The sequence below is a fragment of the Evansella halocellulosilytica genome, from assembly GCF_002335745.1.
GTDB lineage: Bacteria > Bacillota > Bacilli > Bacillales > Salisediminibacteriaceae > Bacillus_CA > Bacillus_CA halocellulosilytica.
The window spans coordinates 3802032-3823010 of the sequence record NZ_NIST01000001.1 but is presented as its reverse complement, the minus strand read 5'-3'; the positions used below and the strand labels follow the sequence as shown (position 1 = coordinate 3823010).

Genomic DNA, 20979 nt, shown 5'->3' with positions numbered 1-20979 from the left:
ATGAGCATCATGGTAGTTTTACAAAAAGCGAAAATGATTGTAGACAAAGACTTTCGTGTTTCTGAAATAGATGAACGTATTTACGGTTCATTTATCGAACATTTAGGCCGGGCGGTATATGGAGGAGTTTATGAACCTGATCACCCTGATGCAGATGAGAATGGATTCCGAAAAGATGTGATCGAGTTAGTTAAAGAACTTCAAGTACCAATTGTTCGTTATCCCGGAGGAAATATGGTTTCTGCATACAATTGGGAAGACGGAGTAGGACCTAAAGAAGAACGACCGAGACGATTAGAGTTAGCTTGGAGAACGATTGAGACGAATGAAGTTGGAACGAATGAATTTGTTGATTGGGCAAATTTAGTTCATTCTGAAGTTATGATGGCAGTAAACTTAGGAACACGTGGTATTGATGCAGCTCGAAATTTTATTGAATATTGTAACCATCCAGGAGGAACGTATTATAGTGACCTCCGGAAAAATCATGGCTACGAAAAACCTCATAATATAAAGACGTGGTGCTTAGGGAATGAAATGGATGGTCCGTGGCAAGTTGGGCACAAAACGGCAGAAGAGTATGGAAGACTAGCATTAGAAACAGCCAAAGCAATGAGATTAGTAGATCCTACGATTGAGCTTGTCGCTTGTGGAAGCTCTAACACTAGTATGCCGACTTTTCCGGAATATGAAGCGACTACATTAGAGCACACATACGAAGCAATCGATTATATCTCGTTACACCAATATTATGGAAATCGAAATAATGACACAGCGAACTATTTAGCGAAATCGATGGATATGGAACATTTTATTAAAACAATCATTTCCACATGTGATTATATGAAAGCCAAGAAACGCAGCAAGAAAACGATTAACTTAAGTTTTGATGAGTGGAATGTATGGTATCACTCGAACGATCAAGATAAACAGATTGAGCCTTGGTCGATTGCACCTCCTCAATTAGAAGATGTTTATAATTTTGAGGATGCATTGCTTGTTGGATCGATGTTATTGACATTTTTACGTCATTCAGATCGTGTGAAAATTGCTTGTATGGCCCAATTAGTCAATGTTATTGCTCCAATTATGACAGAAAATGATGGTAAAGCATGGAAGCAATCGATTTTTTACCCGTATGCACATGTATCCACTTTTGGAAGAGGGGTGGCGTTACGCCCGGTAGTATCATCACCAAAATATGATAGTAAAGATTTTACTGATGTGCCGTATATTGACTCTGCTGCCGTATATAACGAAGAAAAGGAAGAAGTTACGATTTTTGCGGTTAACCGTCATTTAGAAGAAGCGCTTGTACTTGATGCTGACGTACGGAGTTTTGAAGGGTATGAGTTAATCGAACATATTGTGCTAGAAAATGATGATTTAAAAGCTGTCAATACAGCAACGTCAGAAAATATTCGACCGCATTTGAATGGTATATCAACTCTTCATGATGGATTTGTTGAAGCGAAGTTATCTAAAGCTTCTTGGAATGTGATTCGCTTAAAAAAGGTAAAACGATAAAAGAAAGTATGAAATCGTCAAGTATATAGACGTGCTTTTACATGATGACAAAAAATGCCATAAATATTCACTTTTATGGCATTTGCTCATCATTTTCATTATATGTTTCTTTTGTGTAGAACAGCCTGAATAAAATGTCTTGATTATAGTTTCCAAAGCTGGTTCCGAAGATTGTTACACCACCAACATTTTCAGCATCATCTTCAACGGCAATACGGAATGACCACTGTTTGTCACGAATGTATACATCATGAATCGTCACATCAGAAATTTTATTCCCGTCTATGAACGTGCCGTTTTTTGTAATACGAATAAACTTTAGTATGCCATATTGATTAATGACTTTTGGCCACCAATCAGGTGTATACTTTCCTAATCTGTCGCCAAAATCACCAGGGCTGGTCCATTTTCCTACCTTCACATTGTTAAAGAAAAATGAAATGTCAGATGGCCAGTTTTCATTTGTAAAAGGAGCTTCTGATGACAATTCTAATGAGATTTCAAGCTCTTTTGGTTGATGGGTAGGTTTGATAAAGTTCGGGACTTTGTACTCGATGTACCCTTTACTAAACCAGAGGATTTTCGCATTTACTCTTTCTGGATCTAGAAAATAACGAGGTTCATCAAATTCACCGACAATCTTTTCTTGGGTAGCTAGTCCACAAGTTGGTTCAACATTAAAATCAGTATAATGGCCAACAGAAAGTTCAGTTTGGTGATATTCTGTCATATTCGATTCTTTTTTCGGAAATTGGATGTCGATTTGATCGACGTTCAGAATACATAATTTTTGCATACCTGCTTTTCCAGGAACCATATCTGTTCGAATAATTTTTGCTTTTTCAAGCTTTTTTATATGCATTGTCATAATCGCACTGCTAAGCCCAACAGCTTCTGCAAGTTCTCTAATATTCATCGAACGAACGGTTAAATGTTGAATGATCGATAGTCTTACTTTACTAGCAAGTGCTTCATAAACAGGCAGTGAATTCATTGATATGTCTACTTTCACATTCGTTCCTCCTATCACGCGCTACGATGAGAGATAGATGACTTATAATAAATATTTATAAAAATATAATACATCTTTGTTAATTCATAAACAAGTTTATTAATGTAAGGAAAGAAGGGGAAGTTGCATGACTTAGAGAAAGTCATGTTTTCATTTTTCTTCAGTTAAAATAAAGTATAATCCTTTACTAAAATATAAGAAATAAAATATAGTTGTACGTATCAATTATATTTTTAAAGAGTGGAGGAGATTGTATGGAAATGAATATGAATGGCATGTCAGAACAAGTTAAAAAGTGTCAGTGTGGTTTACATCATTATGATATAAATATTGAGAAAATGGTCATTCACAATGACGCATTTCAAGATGCAGTTTCATTTATTCAACAAAAAACAACGGGGCATGTCATGATTGTAGCAGATTGTACAACAAATGAAATAGCAGGTGAAAACCTTCGTGACATTCTTGAAAGAAACGGGATTGAAGTAGATGTTTGTTTAGTTCAGCCTGATGACCAAGGCGACGTCGTTGCTGATGCTGAATCAATTGTTCAAGTGATGTTAGCAGTATCGAAGAGAACAGATATTTTACTAGCTGTTGGGGCCGGAACGATTCATGATATTACGAGAATTGTCAGCTATAAAATGAACAAGGAATTTATCTCGATTCCTACGGCTCCATCTGTAGATGGATTTAATTCGATGGGGGCGCCGATCATCGTCCGCGGGGTAAAAAAGACATATCAAACACAGGCACCGATTGCCTTGTTCGCGAACCTCACGATTTTAAAGCAAGCTCCTAAAAAAATGATTGCTGCAGGTTTCGGGGATATGTTAGGAAAAAGTACTTCTTTAGCTGACTGGAAATTTAGTCATCTCATTGGTGACGAAATATTTTGTCCATTAGCTTATGAGATGACAAAAAGTGCGTTAGAAGACTGTGTTACTAATGTTAGCTCGATTGCAAATGGAGAGGAAGAAGGAATCCAAACGCTTACTGAGGCTTTAATCAAATCAGGTCTTGCGATGCTTCTCATCGGTCATTCTCATCCTGCATCCGGAGCTGAACATCACCTCTCACATTATTGGGAAATGGACTTTATCCGTCGAAACAAGCAACAAGTAATGCACGGAGCAAAAGTAAGTATTTCCTGTTCGATTATCGCAGATTTATATAAAGAAGAGGTTCGAAAGCTCGTTTCCAATGTCAGTGTATTAAATGAACATAGCGATGAAGAACATGTCCAAAAAGTGTTAAATCACAGAGAAGAAGTCATGGAAATCATTAATGAAATTCCAAAATCGAGCAGTATTAAAGAGATGATTTCGACCCTGGGAGGAGAAGTGGAGCCAATTGAATTAGGCATTGAAACGGAACTTTTAAAAAAGAGCTTAAAAGAAGCTCATCTTCTAAGAGATCGGTACACGTTCTTGAAATTTTTTAACACTATGATGACTCGTATAAACAATAAGGTCATCTGAGAGGGAGTTTATCATGATCACGGCGAAGGAGATACGGGCAGCTTATTTTTTTGACTTAGATGATACGATATATGATCAATTGTTACCGTTTAAAGATGCTGTTCGTACAACGTTAAATATTGAGCATGATTTCCCTTATGAATCTTTCTTTATAAAGGTGAGGGAAGCGAGTGATCTCCTTTGGACGAGATACAAAGAAGGGGAAATAACTTTAACTGAGTTAAGGTTACAGAGGCTCGTTCACTCATTTAACTTGTTTGGTGAAACAATCACTGTCCATGACGCAGAGAAAATCCAAGCAGAATATGAGAAAAGGCAACATAACATCTATTGTTTTGAAGGTTTTATCCCGTTCATTACTGAATTGATAAAAAAAGATTGTGTAGTTGGGTTAATTACAAATGGTCCTGTCAAACATCAAATGAAAAAAGTGTATGCTCTCAAGCTATTACATTATATTTCTAAAGAGAATATTTTTATCTCTGATGCTGTTGGTTTTGCAAAGCCCGATAAACGAATCTTTCATCATGTAACAGAGAAAATAGGATTTGCTCCTAAACATTGTTATTACATTGGAGATTCCTGGACGAATGATGTTGTCGCTTCGAGTGAAGCTGGATGGAATAGTATTTGGTTTAATTATCGTCATAAACATCGTAAAACGGACCATACCCCTTATGAGACAATTAAGAGTTATCATACTGCACTAAATTTTTTATAAAGCAAAGGCTTTTTTCATAGATTGTTGTTTAGTTGAAAATGCGAAGAAGTAAACAGTGGCGACTCAAGCAGTATAAGCAATAGTCGAAAATTTCCTAGGGAACACAGTGTAGAGCATAGGAAGTTGAGACATTGTCCGTTGCAAAAAAGCCACTACGTATGCAAACGAAGTGCAAGCGAGAGTAGATGTAACACTTGTGCTCTGAGTGAAAGCGTCTGCCAGTAACGGGTTCGAACAATCATATAATATGATCCAAAAGCAACAATCTTTAATAAAGCAGCCAAAACAAAAAAAAGGACAGCATAGGAGCTGATGAAAAAGTGAAAGTGACGCAAGAAAAATTTGGAGAATATCAAGGGAAAGATGTAACAGCTTATACGTTAACGAATAACAATGGCTATGAGGTAACTTGTTTAGACTATGGATGTATTATCTCAAAATTGTTAGTACCAGATCAAAATGGAACATTTGAAAATGTCGTATTAGGTTTTGATCGTTTAGAAGATTATCATAACTATTCTTCCTATTTTGGAGCAACAATCGGTAGAGTAGCTGGAAGAATCGATAAAGCAGCATTTCAATTAGATGGTGAAACTTATAAATTACCGGTCAATGATGGACAAAACCATCTGCATGGAGGACATAAAGGGTTCGATAAAGTCATATGGGATACAAGAGTCATCGATCAAAAAGATAAAGTAGGCTTAGAATTTAGCTATTTCAGTCCAGATGGAGAAGAAGGCTATCCAGGGAATTTACGTGTGAAAGTCATCTACACGTTAAATGATCTTAACGAATTTTCAATCGCTTATGAAGGAGAAGCAGATCAAACAACACTGCTTAATTTAACGAATCATACTTACTTTAATTTAAGTGGTCATTTAAAACGAGATGTACTCAATCATTATTTAACGATGGATGCTTCGGCTTATTTGCCATTAACAAAACAATTAATTCCTATGGGGGAATTGGCTTCTGTAGAAAATACGGACTTCGATTTTCGTAAGAGAAGACAAATTATAAGCGGAGCGCAATCGAATCATGAACAAAACATCCTTGCAGGAAATGGTTATGATCACCCTTTCGTATTAAATACGAATCATCAACAAGAAATTGTTTTGGAAGATCGAGAAAGCGGGCGTAATTTAGTCGTTGAAACGGATGAACCTTGTGTCGTTCTTTATACAGGCAATCAATTAGGAGATGACTTTTCAATTAGGGGAGTTCAATCGAAAAAATATCTAGGTCTTTGCTTAGAAACACAAAAACATCCCGATGCCATCAATCATCCATCCTTTCCGTCAATTATGTTGAAGCAAGGGGATGTATATCAATCGACGACAACTTATTCATTTAATATAAATATCTAAAAGTTGTACGTACAGAGTTCCCCTTTATTTGAATAGATATTCGAGAAGAAAGAATAATCTTACCTAAAATTATCTGATCGAATAAATAAAAAAAGAGAAAATAACTATGGGAAAATGTCCGTACAAGTGTATAATGGAATTATATAATGAGTGAAAAGGAAAGGAGTATTTACATGTTAGAGCAACTAAAAGAAACCGTATTCAAAGCGAATCTTGCTTTACCTAAGCACCATTTAGTTACCTTTACATGGGGAAACGTCAGTGGCATTGACCGTGAAAAGGAAGTTATTGTCATTAAGCCTAGTGGTCTAGAATACTTTGAAATGCGTAGTAAAGATATGGTAGTCGTTGATTTTGATGGGAACATAGTGGAAGGGGACTTAAGACCATCATCTGATACTGCTACACACCTTGCTCTTTATAATGCTTTCCCTCACATAGGCGGAATTGTCCATACTCATTCTACAGTTGCAACAAGTTGGGCACAAGCAGGCAAACCTATACCTGCATACGGTACGACACAAGCAGATTACTTTTATGGGGAGATACCATGTACTCGACCGATGACCGAAGATGAAATAAATGGGAAATACGAGTTAGAAACAGGGAATGTGATTGTAGAGTGTTTTCAATCAAGAAATATCGACCCTATGCAGATTCCAGGTGTATTAGTACATTCCCACGCTCCTTTCGCTTGGGGAGAGGATCCACAAAATGCCGTTCATAATGCTGTTGTTTTAGAGGAAGTAGCAAAGATGGCATGGAAGACGCTATCAATTAATCCAAATACAAAACCGATGGATCAAACGTTATTAGATCGGCATTTTCTACGCAAACACGGCAAAAATGCTTATTACGGACAAAAATAAGAGATTCATAGAAAGGTAGGGTTGCAGGATGAGTAAAAAATATACGATTGGTGTTGATTACGGTACTGAATCTGGTCGTGCAGTGCTTGTTGATTTATCAGATGGATCTGAAATTGCAGATCATGTAACCGTTTACGATCATGGGGTGATTGATGAAGAGCTACCTGAATCTAGAGTTAAATTAGATCATGAATGGGCACTCCAGCACCCGCTTGATTATATTAACGTTTTAGCGTCATCGATTCCAGCAGTCATAAAGGAATCAGGAGTGGATCCAGCAGATGTGATCGGTCTTGGGATTGATTTTACAGCGTGTACGATGTTGCCTGTTGATAAAGTTGGGGAACCATTATGCCTTTATCCTGAATTAAAAGATCGACCTCATAGTTGGGTGAAACTGTGGAAGCACCACGCAGCTCAAGGTGAAGCGAACTTGATCAATGAAATTGCAGAAAAAAGAGGTGAAGAGTTCCTTCCACGTTACGGAGGGAAAATATCTTCAGAATGGATGATTGCGAAAGTATGGCAAATTTTAAACGAAGACCGTGATATATACGATAAGACGGACCGTTTTCTTGAAGCAACGGATTGGGTCATTTCTAAGCTGACCGGAAATATTACGAAGAACAGTTGTACAGCAGGATATAAAGCGATCTGGCATAAAAAAGAAGGTTATCCGTCTAAACAATTTTTTAAATCACTTGATCCACGGTTGGAAGATTTAGTAGAAACAAAGTTACGAGGCGATATTCTTCCTCTTGGAACAAAAGCAGGGGAACTAACCGAACAAATGGCAAATGCTGTCGGATTGCTCCCAGGAACAGCTGTTGCTGTAGGGAACGTGGATGCACACGCTGCTGTTCCGGCAGTTGGCGTCGTTACACCTGGCAAACTAGTTATGGCGATGGGGACTTCAATATGCCACATGCTTTTAGGTACAGAAGAGAAAAAGGTAGAAGGTATGTGTGGTGTCGTCGAAGATGGAATCATTCCTGGTTACCTCGGATATGAAGCGGGGCAGTCAGCCGTAGGCGATATCTTTGCATGGTATGTGGATCAAGGTGTACCGGCTTATATTAAAGAAGAAGCCGAAAAAGCTGGCTTAGATGTTCACGTATTACTAGAACAAAAGGCTACTAAGTATAAGCCAGGCGAAACCGGCCTGCTTGCTTTAGATTGGTGGAATGGCAACCGTTCTGTACTTGTCGATACAGATTTGACGGGTGTTTTACTTGGATACAATCTTCTTACAAAACCGGAGGAAGTTTATCGCGCATTGCTTGAGGCAACTGCATTTGGGACAAGAAAAATCGTAGATGCCTTTCATCATAACGGTGTACCGGTAGACGAATTATACGCTTGTGGCGGGTTACCGCAAAAAAATAAATTACTGATGCAAATTTATGCAGATGTTACGAATCGAGAAATTAAGGTAGCGGCATCAAAACAAACCCCTGCACTTGGAGCTGCGATGTTTGGCGCAGTAGCAGCGGGAAGTGAACAAGGTGGATATGAGACGATTACAGATGCAGCTAAAACAATGGGGAGAGTGAAAGAAGAAACATTTAAGCCAATCCCTGAAAATGTCGCGGTTTATGAAAAGCTGTATCAAGAATATACAAGGTTGCATGATTACTTTGGGCGCGGCGAAAATGACGTCATGAAAAGGTTAAAAGCACTAAAGGAACAATGAGTAACACCGAGATTACAGAAGTTTTAAGGAGGAGGAGTAGGAACATGTTGAAAATAAAGAAATACGAATTTTGGTTTGTAACAGGAAGTCAACACTTGTACGGTCCAGAAACGATTGAAGAAGTACAAGAGCACTCTCGTCAAATTGTCGCACGGTTAAACAGTGACGAAAACCTTCCATATGAAATCGTCCTAAAGCCAGTACTAACGACTGCAGATAGTATTCATAAACTATGTATTGATGCGAATACAGATGAAAATTGTGCTGGGCTTATCACTTGGATGCACACATTTTCACCAGCAAAAATGTGGATCGCAGGGCTTTCACAATTAAATAAGCCGCTGCTACATTTACATACGCAATTTAATCGTGAAATCCCATGGGATCATATAGACATGGACTTCATGAATACGAATCAATCTGCACACGGTGATCGTGAATATGGGTTTATCGGTGCTCGTATGAACATTGCTCGTAAAGTTGTTGTTGGTCATTGGGAAAATGAAGAAGTGAGGGAGCGTTTAGTAAATTGGATGAGAACGGCAATAGCTGTAACGGATGGTCTAAACTTGAAGGTAGCTCGCTTCGGTGACAATATGCGTAATGTAGCCGTTACAGAAGGAGATAAAGTAGAAGCGCAAATAAAATTCGGTTGGACGACAACTGCTTTTGGTATTGGTGATCTTGTCCAACGAATGAATGAAATTTCTGAAGAGGATGTTCAAGCACTCTATAAAGAATATAAAGAATTATACGATATAAACCGTGAAGCAGAGACTTCAGAAGCTTATCGTGACTCAATTTTATACCAAGCTCGTATTGAATTAGGAATGAAGTCCTTTTTAGAAGAAGGCGGTTTTACAGCCTTCACGACAAACTTTGAAGATCTACACGGTATGAAGCAATTACCTGGTCTTGCTGTACAACGATTAATGGCTCAAGGATATGGGTTTGGTGGAGAAGGCGATTGGAAAACGGCAGCCTTAACTCGTATGATGAAGATTATTGCAGATGGTAAAGGAACGTCCTTTATGGAAGATTATACGTACCACTTGGAAAAAGGAAACGAGCTCGTATTAGGGTCACATATGCTTGAAGTTTGTCCTACTATTGCTGCAACGAAGCCGCAAATTGAAGTTCATCCTTTAGGGATTGGTGGTAAAGAGGACCCAGCACGTATGGTATTTAATGGGGCTGAAGGTCGTGCTTTAAACGCATCGATTATTGATCTAGGACACCGTTTCCGGCTTGTCGTGAATGAAGTAGAAGCAGTAAAACCTGTGAAGGAAATGCCGAAACTGCCAGTTGCACAAATTCTTTGGAAGCCGCAACCATCTCTTAGTGAGTCAGCTGAGGCATGGATTCACGCAGGCGGGGCGCACCATACTGTGTTCTCATTTGAAGTAACACCTGAGCAACTATATGATTGGGCAACAATGACAGATATTGAATGTGTTTTTATTAATGAATCTACAAATGTCATGCAATTCCAAAATGAATTAAAGTGGAATGATATTGCCCGAAGGTTTTAAAATAGAATGATAAAATTAATAATTAATACGGAGCTTTGATTTCATGAAAGCTCCGTATTTTATAAATTCGAAAGTAAATTCTCTTTTAAAAAATGGAAAAACAAGCATTTTTTAAATACTCGTTAAATGTGTTAATCTATACACATTAAGTAGATATGAGCTAATAGTGAATTGGGGTATAGAACATGCAAACAAAATACAGCAAAGTGAAGCAAGTGATTAAATCACGGATTTTAGATGGGAGTTATGTAGCTCATCAAAAAATAAGTTCAGAAAATGAAATGATGAAGGAATTTGATGTTAGTCGTCATACGATCAGAACAGCAATTGGCGAGCTAGTAAATGAAGGCTGGCTGTATCGTGAACAAGGGGCAGGGACATTTTGTGCAGATCGTTCCGATGCGAATGAAATAAAACAGTCGAATAAAAAAAACATTGCGATTATTACAACGTATATTTCCGATTATATTTTTCCGTCTATCATTCGCGGTGCAGAGTCTTATTTAAGTGAGATGGGTTACCAAGTTAGCCTATACAGCACAAACAATGATTTAGCTACTGAGAAACGTATTTTAGAAAATATTTTGACTCAAAATGTTGATGGGATTATTATTGAGCCAACTAAAAGTGCCTTCTCAAACCCTAATATCAATTACTACTTTAATTTAGAACGTTTAAATATCCCTTATATTATGATCAATGCCTTTTATGATGAATTAGAGCCACTTTGTCTCATTGTAGACGATGAAAAAGGTGGCTACCTTCAAACGGAACATTTAATTCAAAATGGTCATACGAACATTGCTGGATTTTTTAAAACAGATGATCTACAAGGGGTCAAACGAATGAAAGGCTATATAAAAGCACACCGGCATAATCAAATTCCGATTAATCCAAAAAATATTATTAACTATTCCTCTGAAGAAAAATTTACGAAGCCGGTAGAAGAATTAAAGAAGTTATTACATTCACAAACAGATGTTCCAACTGCATTAGTTTGTTATAACGATGAACTAGCCCTAATGCTTCTAGATATTTTAAGGCAATATAAAATATCTGTACCGAAAAATTTGTCTTTTGTAGGTTTTGATGACTCCTTTTTAGCTCAAGCTTCAGAAATCAAATTTACGACGGTTTCACATCCTAAAATGGAGATGGGAGAAAGAGCAGCTAAAATGATTGTAGATTTAGTTGAAAATCAAAAAGTATCGAATAATAAAGAGAGTAAGAAAGTAGAGTCGGTCGTATATCAACCGAAATTAATTGTCCGCCAGTCCACGGCAAAACGTAATGAAAAGTCTTGATGGACGATTTATAATAAGGAGTTTCGATACTTCAGATACCCTGTCAAAAAACGCTTGGTTTAAATAGTAGCCAAGCGTTTTTCAGTTTTTAATTTGTTGTTCTTGTGGCGTCGCTTTCGGTGAATGCTTGCCGCGGGCATGGCCGAAACTTCCTCGGTAGCTCACTCTTCGCTTCCTGCGGGATTTTCGGCTCGCGCTGTTCCCTTAGGCTTCGTCACCTTCGCTTTTCAATGATCAACAATGAGCCAACCGTAGAGGAGTTTAGTTCATTATGACCATTATTATTAGTGAGTGTTCAAAATGGAGGACAACTGAGCAAAGTAGATCAAGGCGACGAAGTTTTGAGTCGCGGACGTATGGTGATATTACGTGAGAAAAAGAGAAAAGCTATTTTCCCAGACTTTTTCCACACCGACTACTATTTTTTCTACCCTCGTCATGGCTTTCTACAGGCATCTTTGTTCCAGTAAACGGATTTAATTCATATGTCATATCTCGGTTATGTTTTTTTTCTGTTTCTCGTACATTCTTCCCTAATGCCATGAAGTAAAATATAAAAGGCAAGAAAAGCAATATTAAAATAAGTCGGATAAACCAATCCATCTTTCACCCTCCAATACTTATATACTAACTTTACGTTTTTATTAAAACTAGGTTTCATTTCTTTCGATAACCCCCTTTGTCAGATTAAGTACAAAAATTAACAATCTCTATCATGCATTTTAAAGAGAAATTAACCATATATTCAGAGAATTCGATACAAATTAGTTTTCAATAAAATGACTTGCGATTTTCTTTTTAGAATTTTGTGAAAGATCTTGTCAAACATAAAGACAAAGTATACAATAATAAATGTACGTACAAGTAGAGGTATTTTTATTTTTTTATATGTAATATGTACATACAATTTGTGCAGCTTTTGGAAATACGTAATTCGTGTTCGTTGATAAACTACTAATAAGGGGAATGGTAGATGAGTATTGAGCAAACGGCAATTAATAGTATCCGAACGTTAGCGATTGACATGGTTGAAAAAGCAAATTCAGGTCACCCTGGTATGCCGATGGGTGCTGCTCCTATGGCATATGAGCTTTGGGTCAATCATCTGAAACATAATCCAGCAAATCCACACTTCTTTGACAGGGATCGCTTTGTATTATCAGCTGGCCATGGATCGGCATTGCTTTACAGTCTCCTTCATTTAACTCATTATGATTTACCGATAGAAGAATTAAAGAACTTTCGTCAACTAGGAAGTAAAACGCCGGGACATCCGGAATATGGGCATACAGTAGGAGTAGAAGCAACGACAGGACCACTCGGTCAAGGGATTTCATCGGCTGTCGGGATGGCAATGGCTGAAGCTCATTTAGCAGCCACCTATAATCAAAAAGGCTTTAACCTTATCGACCACTTTACATATGCAATATGTGGCGATGGTGACTTAATGGAAGGAGTATCGTCAGAAGCTGCATCAATGGCGGGACATATGGGTCTAGGAAAATTAATCGTTCTTTATGACTCTAACGATATTTCATTAGATGGTGACCTTCATCTATCCTTTTCTGAAAACGTTGAACAAAGGTTTATATCGTATGGATGGCAATATGTAAAAGTTGAAGATGGCACGAATATTAAGGAGATTGGTGAAGCAATTAAAAAAGGCAAGTCGGAGTTAAGTAGACCGACTTTAATAGAAATAAAAACGACGATTGGTCATGGAAGTCCGAACAAGTCTGGTTCATCGTCCTCACATGGATCTCCGCTAGGGAGCGAAGAAGCGCGCTTAACTAAACACAGTTATGGCTGGAAGCATGAACCGTTCGAAATTCCAGAAGAAGTGATAAACCATTTTTACTGTGTAAAGGAAAAAGGAACGACCATTGAGGGGGAGTGGAATAAACGTTTTGACGCTTACAAAAAGGAATATCCAGAGCTTGCACACCAATTTGAGCAAGCGATAAACCATGAACTTCCTTCGGGTTGGGATCGAGATTTACCGGTGTATTTTACAGACTCTTCAAATGTTGCAACAAGGCAGTCATCAGGTGAGGCATTGAATGCGATTGCTCGAAGTGTACCAGCTGTATTCGGAGGATCTGCAGATTTAGCAGGATCAAATAATACAACTTTAAAGGATTATTCGATTTTTCATAAAGATGATTATGCTGGAAAAAACGTATGGTTTGGAGTACGTGAGCATGCAATGGGAGCTGCGTTAAATGGACTCGCTCTTCATGGGGGAATAAGGCCATATGGTGGGACATTCCTCGTATTTTCTGATTATCTTCGCCCGTCTATTCGGTTAGCTTCCATGATGAACCAGCCTGTCATCTACGTTTTCACACATGACAGTATTGCTGTAGGTGAAGATGGACCAACACATGAACCAGTTGAACAGCTTCCAGCCTTGCGTGTGATTCCTGGTTTAACCGTGATCCGTCCAGCTGATGCAAACGAAACGACTGAAGCGTATCGATATGCCTTCGATCAAAAGGAAGGACCTGTAGCAATGGTATTAACTCGCCAAGCGTTACCAGTTTTACAAGGGACAGAAGACCTCGCAAGAGAAGGCATTAAGAAAGGGGCTTACGTTTTATCGGAATCTGAAAAAGGGGCAGATGTGATAGTAATCGCGACAGGTTCAGAAGTGAGTCTTGCTGTGGAGGCAAAAGAACAATTAGAAAGACAAGGCATAGGAGTAAGAATCGTAAGTATGCCGAGCTGGGAATTATTTGAACAACAATCAGACGAGTATAAAGAATCTATTTTACCAGATTCAAAGAAAGTGAGAGTAGCTATTGAAATGGCCTCACCACTTGGCTGGGAGCGCTATGTAGGAGAGCACGGTTCTATTATCGGAATGAACACATTCGGTGCGTCTGGAAAAGGAAATGTTGTCGTTCGAAAATATGGTTTTCATGCTGAAAATGTAGTCAGTCATATTGAAAGATTATTAGAATCTGTTAAGTAAATCGGTCATGTAAAGCTACAAAACTAGGAGGGAATGTTATGACAAATAAAGTCGTTGTTAATACAGATATTGAAAAAGGGAAAATTAACAAAAATATATATGGTCACTTCTCTGAGCATTTAGGAAGATGTATTTATGAAGGATTCTGGGTTGGGGAAGATTCACCGATCCCTAACACAAACGGGATCCGTAATGATACGGTTGAAGCACTGAAAAATATTAATATTCCTGTATTACGTTGGCCAGGTGGATGTTTTGCGGATGAATATCACTGGAAGGACGGTGTAGGTCCGCGCGAAAATAGAAAAAGAATGGTGAATACGCACTGGGGCGGCGTTGTCGAAAATAACCATTTTGGAACTCATGAATTTATGATGCTTTGTGAGATGCTGGAAACGGAACCGTACATCTGCGGGAACGTAGGCAGCGGAACGGTTCAAGAAATGTCTGAATGGGTCGAGTATATGACATTTGATGGAGAATCTCCCATGGCGAACTGGCGAAAGGAAAATGGAAGAGAAAAGCCATGGGCATTAACGTATTTTGGTGTCGGAAATGAAAATTGGGGATGCGGAGGAAATATGCGTCCAGAATATTATGCCGACTTGTATCGCCGTTATCAGACGTATGTAAGAAATTACGGGGATAATAAAATTTACAAAATTGCTGGTGGTGCAAATGTTGATGACTATCGTTGGACAGAAGTGCTTATGCGAGAAGCTCACTGGTTAATGGATGGTTTAAGTCTCCATTACTATACGATACCTGGTGATTTCTGGAAAGGGAAAGGTTCTGCTTTAGATCCGAGAGAGGAAGAATGGTTCATTACACTGAAGAAAGCTCTTCATATTGATGAATTAATTACGAAACATTCCACGATCATGGATAAATATGACCCTGAGAAGCGAATTGGCATGATTATTGATGAATGGGGAACGTGGTTTGACGTGGAACCTGGAACAAACCCTGGATTCCTCTATCAACAAAACACGATTCGCGATGCACTCGTTGCAGCGTTACACTTTCACATTTTCCATGATCATTGTGATCGTGTTCAAATGGCAAACATTGCTCAAACGATTAACGTCCTTCAAGCGATGATCTTAACTGAAGGTGAGAAGATGATTCTTACTCCGACGTATCACGTATTCGAGATGTTTAAAGTGCACCAGGACGCAGAAAATCTAGACATGGATATCAAGAGTGATACATATGAATTAAATGGTGAACAATTACCTTCAGTCAGCACTTCTGCTTCAAAAGATAAGGATGGTAATATTCACATAAGTTTATGTAACTTAAACCATAAAGAAGAGTCTACTATTACGGTTGAGCTTCGTGGTTTAGCTGATCAAGTTGGTAAAGTTTCCGGAAGATTATTAACTGCCGGTGAAACGAATGCACATAATACGTTCGATGAGCCAGAAAACGTAAAACCTGTACATTTAGAAAGTGTTACGGTCGAAAACAATGTATTGACAGTAACGTTACCAGCGATGTCTGTTGCGATCGTAACAATTGGATAATGAAAGCAAGGATCAATAAATGAGTAGAACGAACGAATGTAAAAGCTGTGGAATACATGTAAATGTCGATATGGACAGCTTACTTATTGATAAGGAAAAGTCTGTTAGTGATGACACATACGAACAACGACTCGCCATCTGTATGGAGTGTCCATCGTTACAATACGGAACGACTTGTCAGCATTCTGGTGAAATCGTCTCATATCGAGCACTCTTTAAAGAAAAAAGCTGCCCATACCCGGCAGCTCCTAAATGGTGATAAAATATTCCTGTCTCATCGTAGTGATGACTTACTGCGTGAGGCAGGTTTTTTGTGTCAAACACCTTCTAATATAGATAGGTTGGAATTTTAATCTTCAATTATGATAAATCAAAACAAATAAACTACACGCTATTCTTTCTTTTTAGCTGCTTTTGTTGCATATCCGGATTTCATGACGGCTTCTCGAATGTTTGGAACTACTTGGTCGTTAAATACACCTGGGATAATGTAATCTTCATTTAATTCATTTTCATTGATTGTAGAGGCGATTGCTTTTGCAGCTGCGAGTTTCATCTCTTCATTAATATCTGAAGCTCTGCAGTCAAGAGCACCTCGAAAAATACCAGGGAAACATAAAACATTATTTACTTGGTTTGGGTAATCTGATCTGCCAGTCGCCATGACTTTGACATACGGTTTTGCGAGTTCAGGGTCAATTTCAGGGTTTGGATTAGCAAGAGCAAAAACGATTGGCTGAGCGGCCATTCTTTTAACGTCTTCTACGTTAAGAACATTCGGGGCAGATACGCCAATAAATACATCTGCTCCGTCCATAACAGAAGGCAATGCCCCTTTTTCATTATGAGGGTTCGTGTTATTGGCATACCAATTCCAGGCTTCGTTCTCATAGTTCTCGTCACGTGATAAAGCCCCATTGCGATCAACTCCAATCACGTTTTTTGCTCCAGCTGTCAGGAGCATTTTTGTGATTGCGATTCCTGCAGCACCAATACCGCAAACGATAATTTTACAATCTTTTAATTCTTTGTTTGTTACTTTAAGAGCATTTAATAGTCCTGCGAGTGTAACGATGGCTGTTCCATGCTGGTCATCATGAAACACAGGGATATCGATTTCTTTCTTTAATCGTTCTTCAATATCAAAACATTGAGGAGATGCAATATCCTCTAGGTTGATTCCACCAAAAGAAGGACTGAGTGCTTTAATAATCTGAATGATTTCCTCCGTATTTTTGGATTCAAGACAAAGAGGATATGCGTCAATACCAGCTAGTTGTTTAAATAACATCGCTTTTCCTTCCATCACCGGCATCGCTGCCTCTGGTTTAATTTTACCTAATCCTAAGACCGCTGTTGCATTTGATATAACAGCTACTGCATTTTTCTTTATCGTTAAATTGTATGCAAGTGAAGGTTCTTCATCAATTGCCATACATATTCTAGCGACTTCGGGTGTATAAACATGAGATAGTTCTTCTCGATTATCAATCGTATTTTTTGATCTTACTTCAATTTTTCCGCCTAAATGAAGTAAGAATGTTCGATCTGATACATGCCTGATACTAACTCCAGGTAATTGATGGATTGATTCAATAATCGATTGTTGTTTTTCTTCACTTATGATATTTATACTAATGTCACGAACTGTCATTTCTGGACTTTCTTTTATCACATCAATCGCAACCATATCCCCACCAGATCTACTAATAACGGTAGCAATCTCACCAAATGAAATTTTCTTTTTATGTATTTCCAACCTTAAAATGATCGTCATATTCGTACGTACCATTCCACTCAATCCTTTTTTAACAAAATTTAAAAAATAAAAAGTCAAAGGTAGTATCTCTTAAACAATTTGATTTTATAAATGGTGACCGTGTTTTTTTCGGTTACCTATGAGCGAGGTTTAACTTGAAGTGCATGCACTCAAAGTGGGTGCATGTAATAATGTTAAAAATCAATGATAGATAGTGTTATATAAGTAATTATAGTGAATGCACTTGAATTACTTCTGGTTGGTCCCCTTTATAGAAAAATGTACCACCTCTGACAAAGCACTTACAACCAACTGATTTAAATGTAAATAATATAGATTTAATGTAAAAATCATATCAATATCTTTAAAGAATTGACTTGTACTTTTATTCTGATAATTATTAGTATGAAGAGCTTTATCGTTTTGGAGTGCGCTTTAATGTAAGCGTTTTTATGTTTTCCTAAGGGGGTGGATAATAGCTGGGAGACCAGCTATGACAAACTTATTCTTTAACCTAATCTAGGAGGGATTTTATGAGACAGAGAGATTATTTTTTATTAACTTCACTAATTGTTTTGTCTTTTTTCTTACTTCCAGGAGCCACATTAGCTAGTCAACCAGAATCATCTTACTGGTACCCTGATCAGTTATTGGATTGGAGCCCGGAGACAGATCCCCACGCAAAATACAACCGTAGTACAGTCCCGCTGGCTGAGAGGGAAGTGTTATTTCCAGTTAATGAAACACAGCAAACAGATGCAAAGTTAGTAGCCCTGTCTGCACTGAATTCCAATACGAGTGGAGTTCCTTCGCAAGGAAATAATGATTTCTTTGCCAATACGTTCAGTTACTGGCATTATGTTGATTTAATGGTCTATTGGGCAGGTTCTGCAGGGGAGGGAATTATTACTCCACCGAGTGCGGATGTTATTGATGCCTCTCATCGAAATGGTGTGCCAATTTTGGGAAACGTCTTTTTCCCGCCACAAGTATACGGTGGTCAAGAGGAATGGGTAGACCAAATGTTGGCTAAACGGGTGGATGGGTCATTCCCAGCTGCAGACAAATTGTTGGAAGTAGCGGAGTACTACGGATTTGATGGATGGTTTATCAATCAGGAAACTGAGGGAGGAACTTTGGAGACAGCATTGAAGATGCAAGAGTTTCTCATTTATTTACAAAATAATAAGCCAGAGGATATGCATATTATGTGGTATGACTCGATGATTTCCTCTGGAGAAATTCGTTGGCAAAACTATTTAAACGACAATAACAAAATGTTTTTACAAGAGGCAGACACTAGAGTTACTGATAGTATGTTCCTGAATTTCTGGTGGTGGAATAATAGTCAAAAGAGCTCTCATGATAAGGCATTGGAACTGGGAAGAAGTCCATATGACCTGTACTCAGGTATTGATGTAGAGGCTAATGGTACGGATACGTATGTAAACTGGGCTAACTTGTTTCCAGAAGGTGGGTCAGCCTATACGTCTTTAGGAATCTATAGACCAGACTGGGCATTTAAAGAAGCAGATAATATGCAAGAATTTTATGCAAAGGAACAGGAGTTTTGGGTAGGACAATCTGGGGATCCTACGAAAACAGAGCACAATCCAGACAGTTGGAAAGGGATGGCCCATTATTTCACTGAAACGACGGTTATCAACGAAAAGCCGTTTGTGACACACTTTAATACAGGGAGTGGTCAATTCTTTTCCGTAGAAGGGGATGTGAAATCAGAACACTCGTGGAGTAATCGAAGCTTACAGGATGTACTTCCTACATGGCGTTGGATTCGGGAGAGTGATGGTGAAGCACTTTCTGTCGATTTTGATTGGGAAGAAGCCTATTTCGGGGGAAGTTCCTTAAAGGTGTATGGAGAGTTATCACCAGAAAATGCAACTCATATTAAATTATATAAAACGAATTTAGAAGTTGATAGAGATACTGAGATTTTTATAACTTATAAAGCATCAACGAAGAAACCGAATATGAAAGTAGGGGTAAGCTTTGAGGGAGACGAGGATGAGTTTGAATTCTTCAATCTTCGTAGGCAAAGTCATAATGATTGGGTAACAGAACGGATTAAGTTGAAAAAATATGATGGGGAAACGATTGCAGCCATATCCTTATTTTTCGATAGCGACGAAGTAATTCATAACTATCACCTAAATGTTGGGGAATTGAAGGTTACTAGTAAAAATCAAGATAAGGTGGTCCCTGCAACTCCAGAAAATCTTGATATAGGTACAACGTTTACTGAAGGTTTATATGCAGACATTTCCTTGTCTTGGGAAGGTACCGGAGACTCACGTCATTATGAAGTTTACCGTTACTCTGAGAATGGTGACAAAGAGTTTCTAGGGGCAACACCTAATAATGTGTTATTTGTACCGGACTTAAGAAGAGACGGATATGAAAATTCCACTGTCATTGAAGTAGTCGCTGTTAGCAAGGATTTCATTAGAGGTGCAGGAGTAACCAAGTCATATGAATGGCCGCCATACCCAAAACCAAAGGCAGATTTTGCGGTGAATCAAACTTTTGCTGCACCAGGCGATGAAATACAGTTCTTTAACCATTCCTCAGAAGCTACAGAGGATGTAGAGTGGTTCTTTGAAGGAGCAACACCTTCCATAAGTAAGGAACTGAATCCAACGGTCGTCTATGAAGAGGAAGGGACATACAGTGTTCAATTAATTGCAAGTAATAGTCAAGGAGAAGATATAATATTAAGAGAAGACTTTATTACTATTTCAGAAGATGCCAGTGAAATTAGAAATCTTGCTTTGAATAAGGAGGCCACAGCAAGTGGACAATGTACTCCAAGTGAGGGTCCAAGTTATGCAGTAGATGGAAAAGTATCGGACAACAGCAAATGGTGTGCAATAGGGCTGGACCACTGGATCATGGTGGATCTCGGTGATGTCTATCGGATATCACAATTTGTAATTAAACATGCTGAAGCCGGAGGGGAACCTGCAGCATTTAATACTAGAGCATTTACTATTGAAACGAGTATGGATGGAGAGGTTTGGGAAGATACAGTATCAGTAACTAACAATACTTTAGGGGGGAGTGAACATTCGATTCCATTAACGGAAGCAAGGTATGTCCGTTTGACGGTTCATCAACCGACACAAGGTGGGGACCAGGCGGCAAGAATATATGAATTTGAAACATATGGTTTTTAGTTAAGATCTTAAAATTG

At 38.4% G+C, this 20979-nt stretch carries 15 protein-coding genes; 12 read left to right on the top strand and 3 right to left on the bottom strand.

Annotation, left to right across the window (positions count from 1 at the left end):
• Window positions 1-9 precede the first annotated feature (9 nt).
• On the top strand, window positions 10-1527 hold the full coding sequence (arfA, locus tag CD001_RS18170; protein ID WP_096189021.1) for an arabinosylfuranosidase ArfA: 1518 nt from the start codon (window positions 10-12) through the stop codon (window positions 1525-1527).
• A 73-nt stretch (window positions 1528-1600) separates the two neighbouring features.
• Here arfA and CD001_RS18165 read toward each other — a convergent pair whose 3' ends face one another.
• Window positions 1601-2539, bottom strand: a complete 939-nt coding sequence (locus tag CD001_RS18165; RefSeq protein ID WP_096189020.1) for an ArsR/SmtB family transcription factor — start codon at window positions 2537-2539, stop codon at window positions 1601-1603.
• A 254-nt stretch (window positions 2540-2793) separates the two neighbouring features.
• Here CD001_RS18165 and CD001_RS18160 point away from each other — a divergent pair, with 254 nt between their 5' ends.
• The 7 genes from CD001_RS18160 (at window position 2794) to CD001_RS18130 (ending at window position 11509) form a co-directional block, all read left to right on the top strand.
• A complete protein-coding gene (locus CD001_RS18160) occupies window positions 2794-4020 on the top strand; it encodes a sn-glycerol-1-phosphate dehydrogenase (RefSeq protein WP_257009854.1) in 1227 nt (408 codons plus the stop codon).
• Window positions 4021-4033: 13 nt separating this feature from the next.
• The gene (locus CD001_RS18155; RefSeq protein WP_096189019.1) at window positions 4034-4741 is read left to right on the top strand and encodes an HAD family hydrolase; all 708 of its coding nucleotides are present in this window, start codon (window positions 4034-4036) and stop codon (window positions 4739-4741) included.
• A gap of 320 nt (window positions 4742-5061) precedes the next feature.
• A complete protein-coding gene (locus CD001_RS18150; RefSeq protein ID WP_096189018.1) occupies window positions 5062-6111 on the top strand; it encodes an aldose epimerase family protein in 1050 nt (349 codons plus the stop codon).
• A gap of 173 nt (window positions 6112-6284) precedes the next feature.
• Window positions 6285-6980, top strand: a complete 696-nt coding sequence (araD, locus tag CD001_RS18145) for an L-ribulose-5-phosphate 4-epimerase (protein WP_096189017.1) — start codon at window positions 6285-6287, stop codon at window positions 6978-6980.
• A 28-nt stretch (window positions 6981-7008) separates the two neighbouring features.
• Window positions 7009-8673 (top strand): ribulokinase, encoded by a 1665-nt coding sequence (locus CD001_RS18140; RefSeq protein WP_096189016.1) that lies wholly within the window; start codon window positions 7009-7011, stop codon window positions 8671-8673.
• Between the two features lie 44 nt (window positions 8674-8717).
• Window positions 8718-10205 carry an L-arabinose isomerase gene (gene araA / locus CD001_RS18135; protein ID WP_096189015.1) on the top strand — a complete coding sequence of 496 codons (1488 nt, stop codon included), beginning with the start codon at window positions 8718-8720 and terminating at the stop codon, window positions 10203-10205.
• A 185-nt stretch (window positions 10206-10390) separates the two neighbouring features.
• Complete coding sequence (locus CD001_RS18130; RefSeq protein ID WP_096189014.1) at window positions 10391-11509, top strand: GntR family transcriptional regulator; 1119 nt, start codon at window positions 10391-10393, stop codon at window positions 11507-11509.
• A gap of 387 nt (window positions 11510-11896) precedes the next feature.
• Here the strand turns inward: CD001_RS18130 and CD001_RS18125 are convergent, their stop codons facing one another.
• Complete coding sequence (locus CD001_RS18125) at window positions 11897-12112, bottom strand: hypothetical protein (protein ID WP_096189013.1); 216 nt, start codon at window positions 12110-12112, stop codon at window positions 11897-11899.
• A gap of 370 nt (window positions 12113-12482) precedes the next feature.
• Between CD001_RS18125 and tkt the strand changes: the two genes are divergently transcribed.
• From tkt to CD001_RS18110, 3 genes are read left to right on the top strand one after another with little or no spacing between them, the layout of a single operon-like run.
• Window positions 12483-14483 carry a transketolase gene (gene tkt / locus CD001_RS18120; RefSeq protein ID WP_096189012.1) on the top strand — a complete coding sequence of 667 codons (2001 nt, stop codon included), beginning with the start codon at window positions 12483-12485 and terminating at the stop codon, window positions 14481-14483.
• A gap of 38 nt (window positions 14484-14521) precedes the next feature.
• The gene (locus CD001_RS18115; protein ID WP_096189011.1) at window positions 14522-16009 is read left to right on the top strand and encodes an alpha-N-arabinofuranosidase; all 1488 of its coding nucleotides are present in this window, start codon (window positions 14522-14524) and stop codon (window positions 16007-16009) included.
• A 19-nt stretch (window positions 16010-16028) separates the two neighbouring features.
• Window positions 16029-16268: a DUF6171 family protein gene (locus CD001_RS18110; RefSeq protein ID WP_096189010.1), complete on the top strand. Its 240-nt coding sequence runs from the start codon at window positions 16029-16031 to the stop codon at window positions 16266-16268.
• Between the two features lie 132 nt (window positions 16269-16400).
• On the opposite strand, the gene CD001_RS18105 is transcribed toward CD001_RS18110, so the two are convergent.
• Complete coding sequence (locus CD001_RS18105) at window positions 16401-17801, bottom strand: NAD-dependent malic enzyme (protein WP_257009853.1); 1401 nt, start codon at window positions 17799-17801, stop codon at window positions 16401-16403.
• A 500-nt stretch (window positions 17802-18301) separates the two neighbouring features.
• Here CD001_RS18105 and CD001_RS18100 point away from each other — a divergent pair, with 500 nt between their 5' ends.
• Window positions 18302-20962, top strand: coding sequence for an endo-beta-N-acetylglucosaminidase (locus CD001_RS18100; RefSeq protein WP_096189009.1), 2661 nt, complete (start codon window positions 18302-18304; stop codon window positions 20960-20962).
• Window positions 20963-20979 lie beyond the last annotated feature (17 nt).

Bases quoted from the DNA above. Each gene is read 5' to 3' on its own strand.
- araA (WP_096189015.1), top strand. From the start codon at position 8,718: ATGTTGAAAATAAAGAAATACGAATTTTGGTTTGTAACAGGAAGTCAA.
- CD001_RS18115 (WP_096189011.1), top strand. From the start codon at position 14,522: ATGACAAATAAAGTCGTTGTTAATACAGATATTGAAAAAGGGAAAATT.
- CD001_RS18140 (WP_096189016.1), top strand. From the start codon at position 7,009: ATGAGTAAAAAATATACGATTGGTGTTGATTACGGTACTGAATCTGGT.
- araD (WP_096189017.1), top strand. From the start codon at position 6,285: ATGTTAGAGCAACTAAAAGAAACCGTATTCAAAGCGAATCTTGCTTTA.
- CD001_RS18125 (WP_096189013.1), bottom strand. From the start codon at position 12,112: ATGGATTGGTTTATCCGACTTATTTTAATATTGCTTTTCTTGCCTTTT.
- CD001_RS18100 (WP_096189009.1), top strand. From the start codon at position 18,302: ATGAGACAGAGAGATTATTTTTTATTAACTTCACTAATTGTTTTGTCT.
- CD001_RS18105 (WP_257009853.1), bottom strand. From the start codon at position 17,801: ATGGTACGTACGAATATGACGATCATTTTAAGGTTGGAAATACATAAA.
- CD001_RS18160 (WP_257009854.1), top strand. From the start codon at position 2,794: ATGGAAATGAATATGAATGGCATGTCAGAACAAGTTAAAAAGTGTCAG.
- CD001_RS18155 (WP_096189019.1), top strand. From the start codon at position 4,034: ATGATCACGGCGAAGGAGATACGGGCAGCTTATTTTTTTGACTTAGAT.
- tkt (WP_096189012.1), top strand. From the start codon at position 12,483: ATGAGTATTGAGCAAACGGCAATTAATAGTATCCGAACGTTAGCGATT.
- arfA (WP_096189021.1), top strand. From the start codon at position 10: ATGGTAGTTTTACAAAAAGCGAAAATGATTGTAGACAAAGACTTTCGT.
- CD001_RS18130 (WP_096189014.1), top strand. From the start codon at position 10,391: ATGCAAACAAAATACAGCAAAGTGAAGCAAGTGATTAAATCACGGATT.
- CD001_RS18110 (WP_096189010.1), top strand. From the start codon at position 16,029: ATGAGTAGAACGAACGAATGTAAAAGCTGTGGAATACATGTAAATGTC.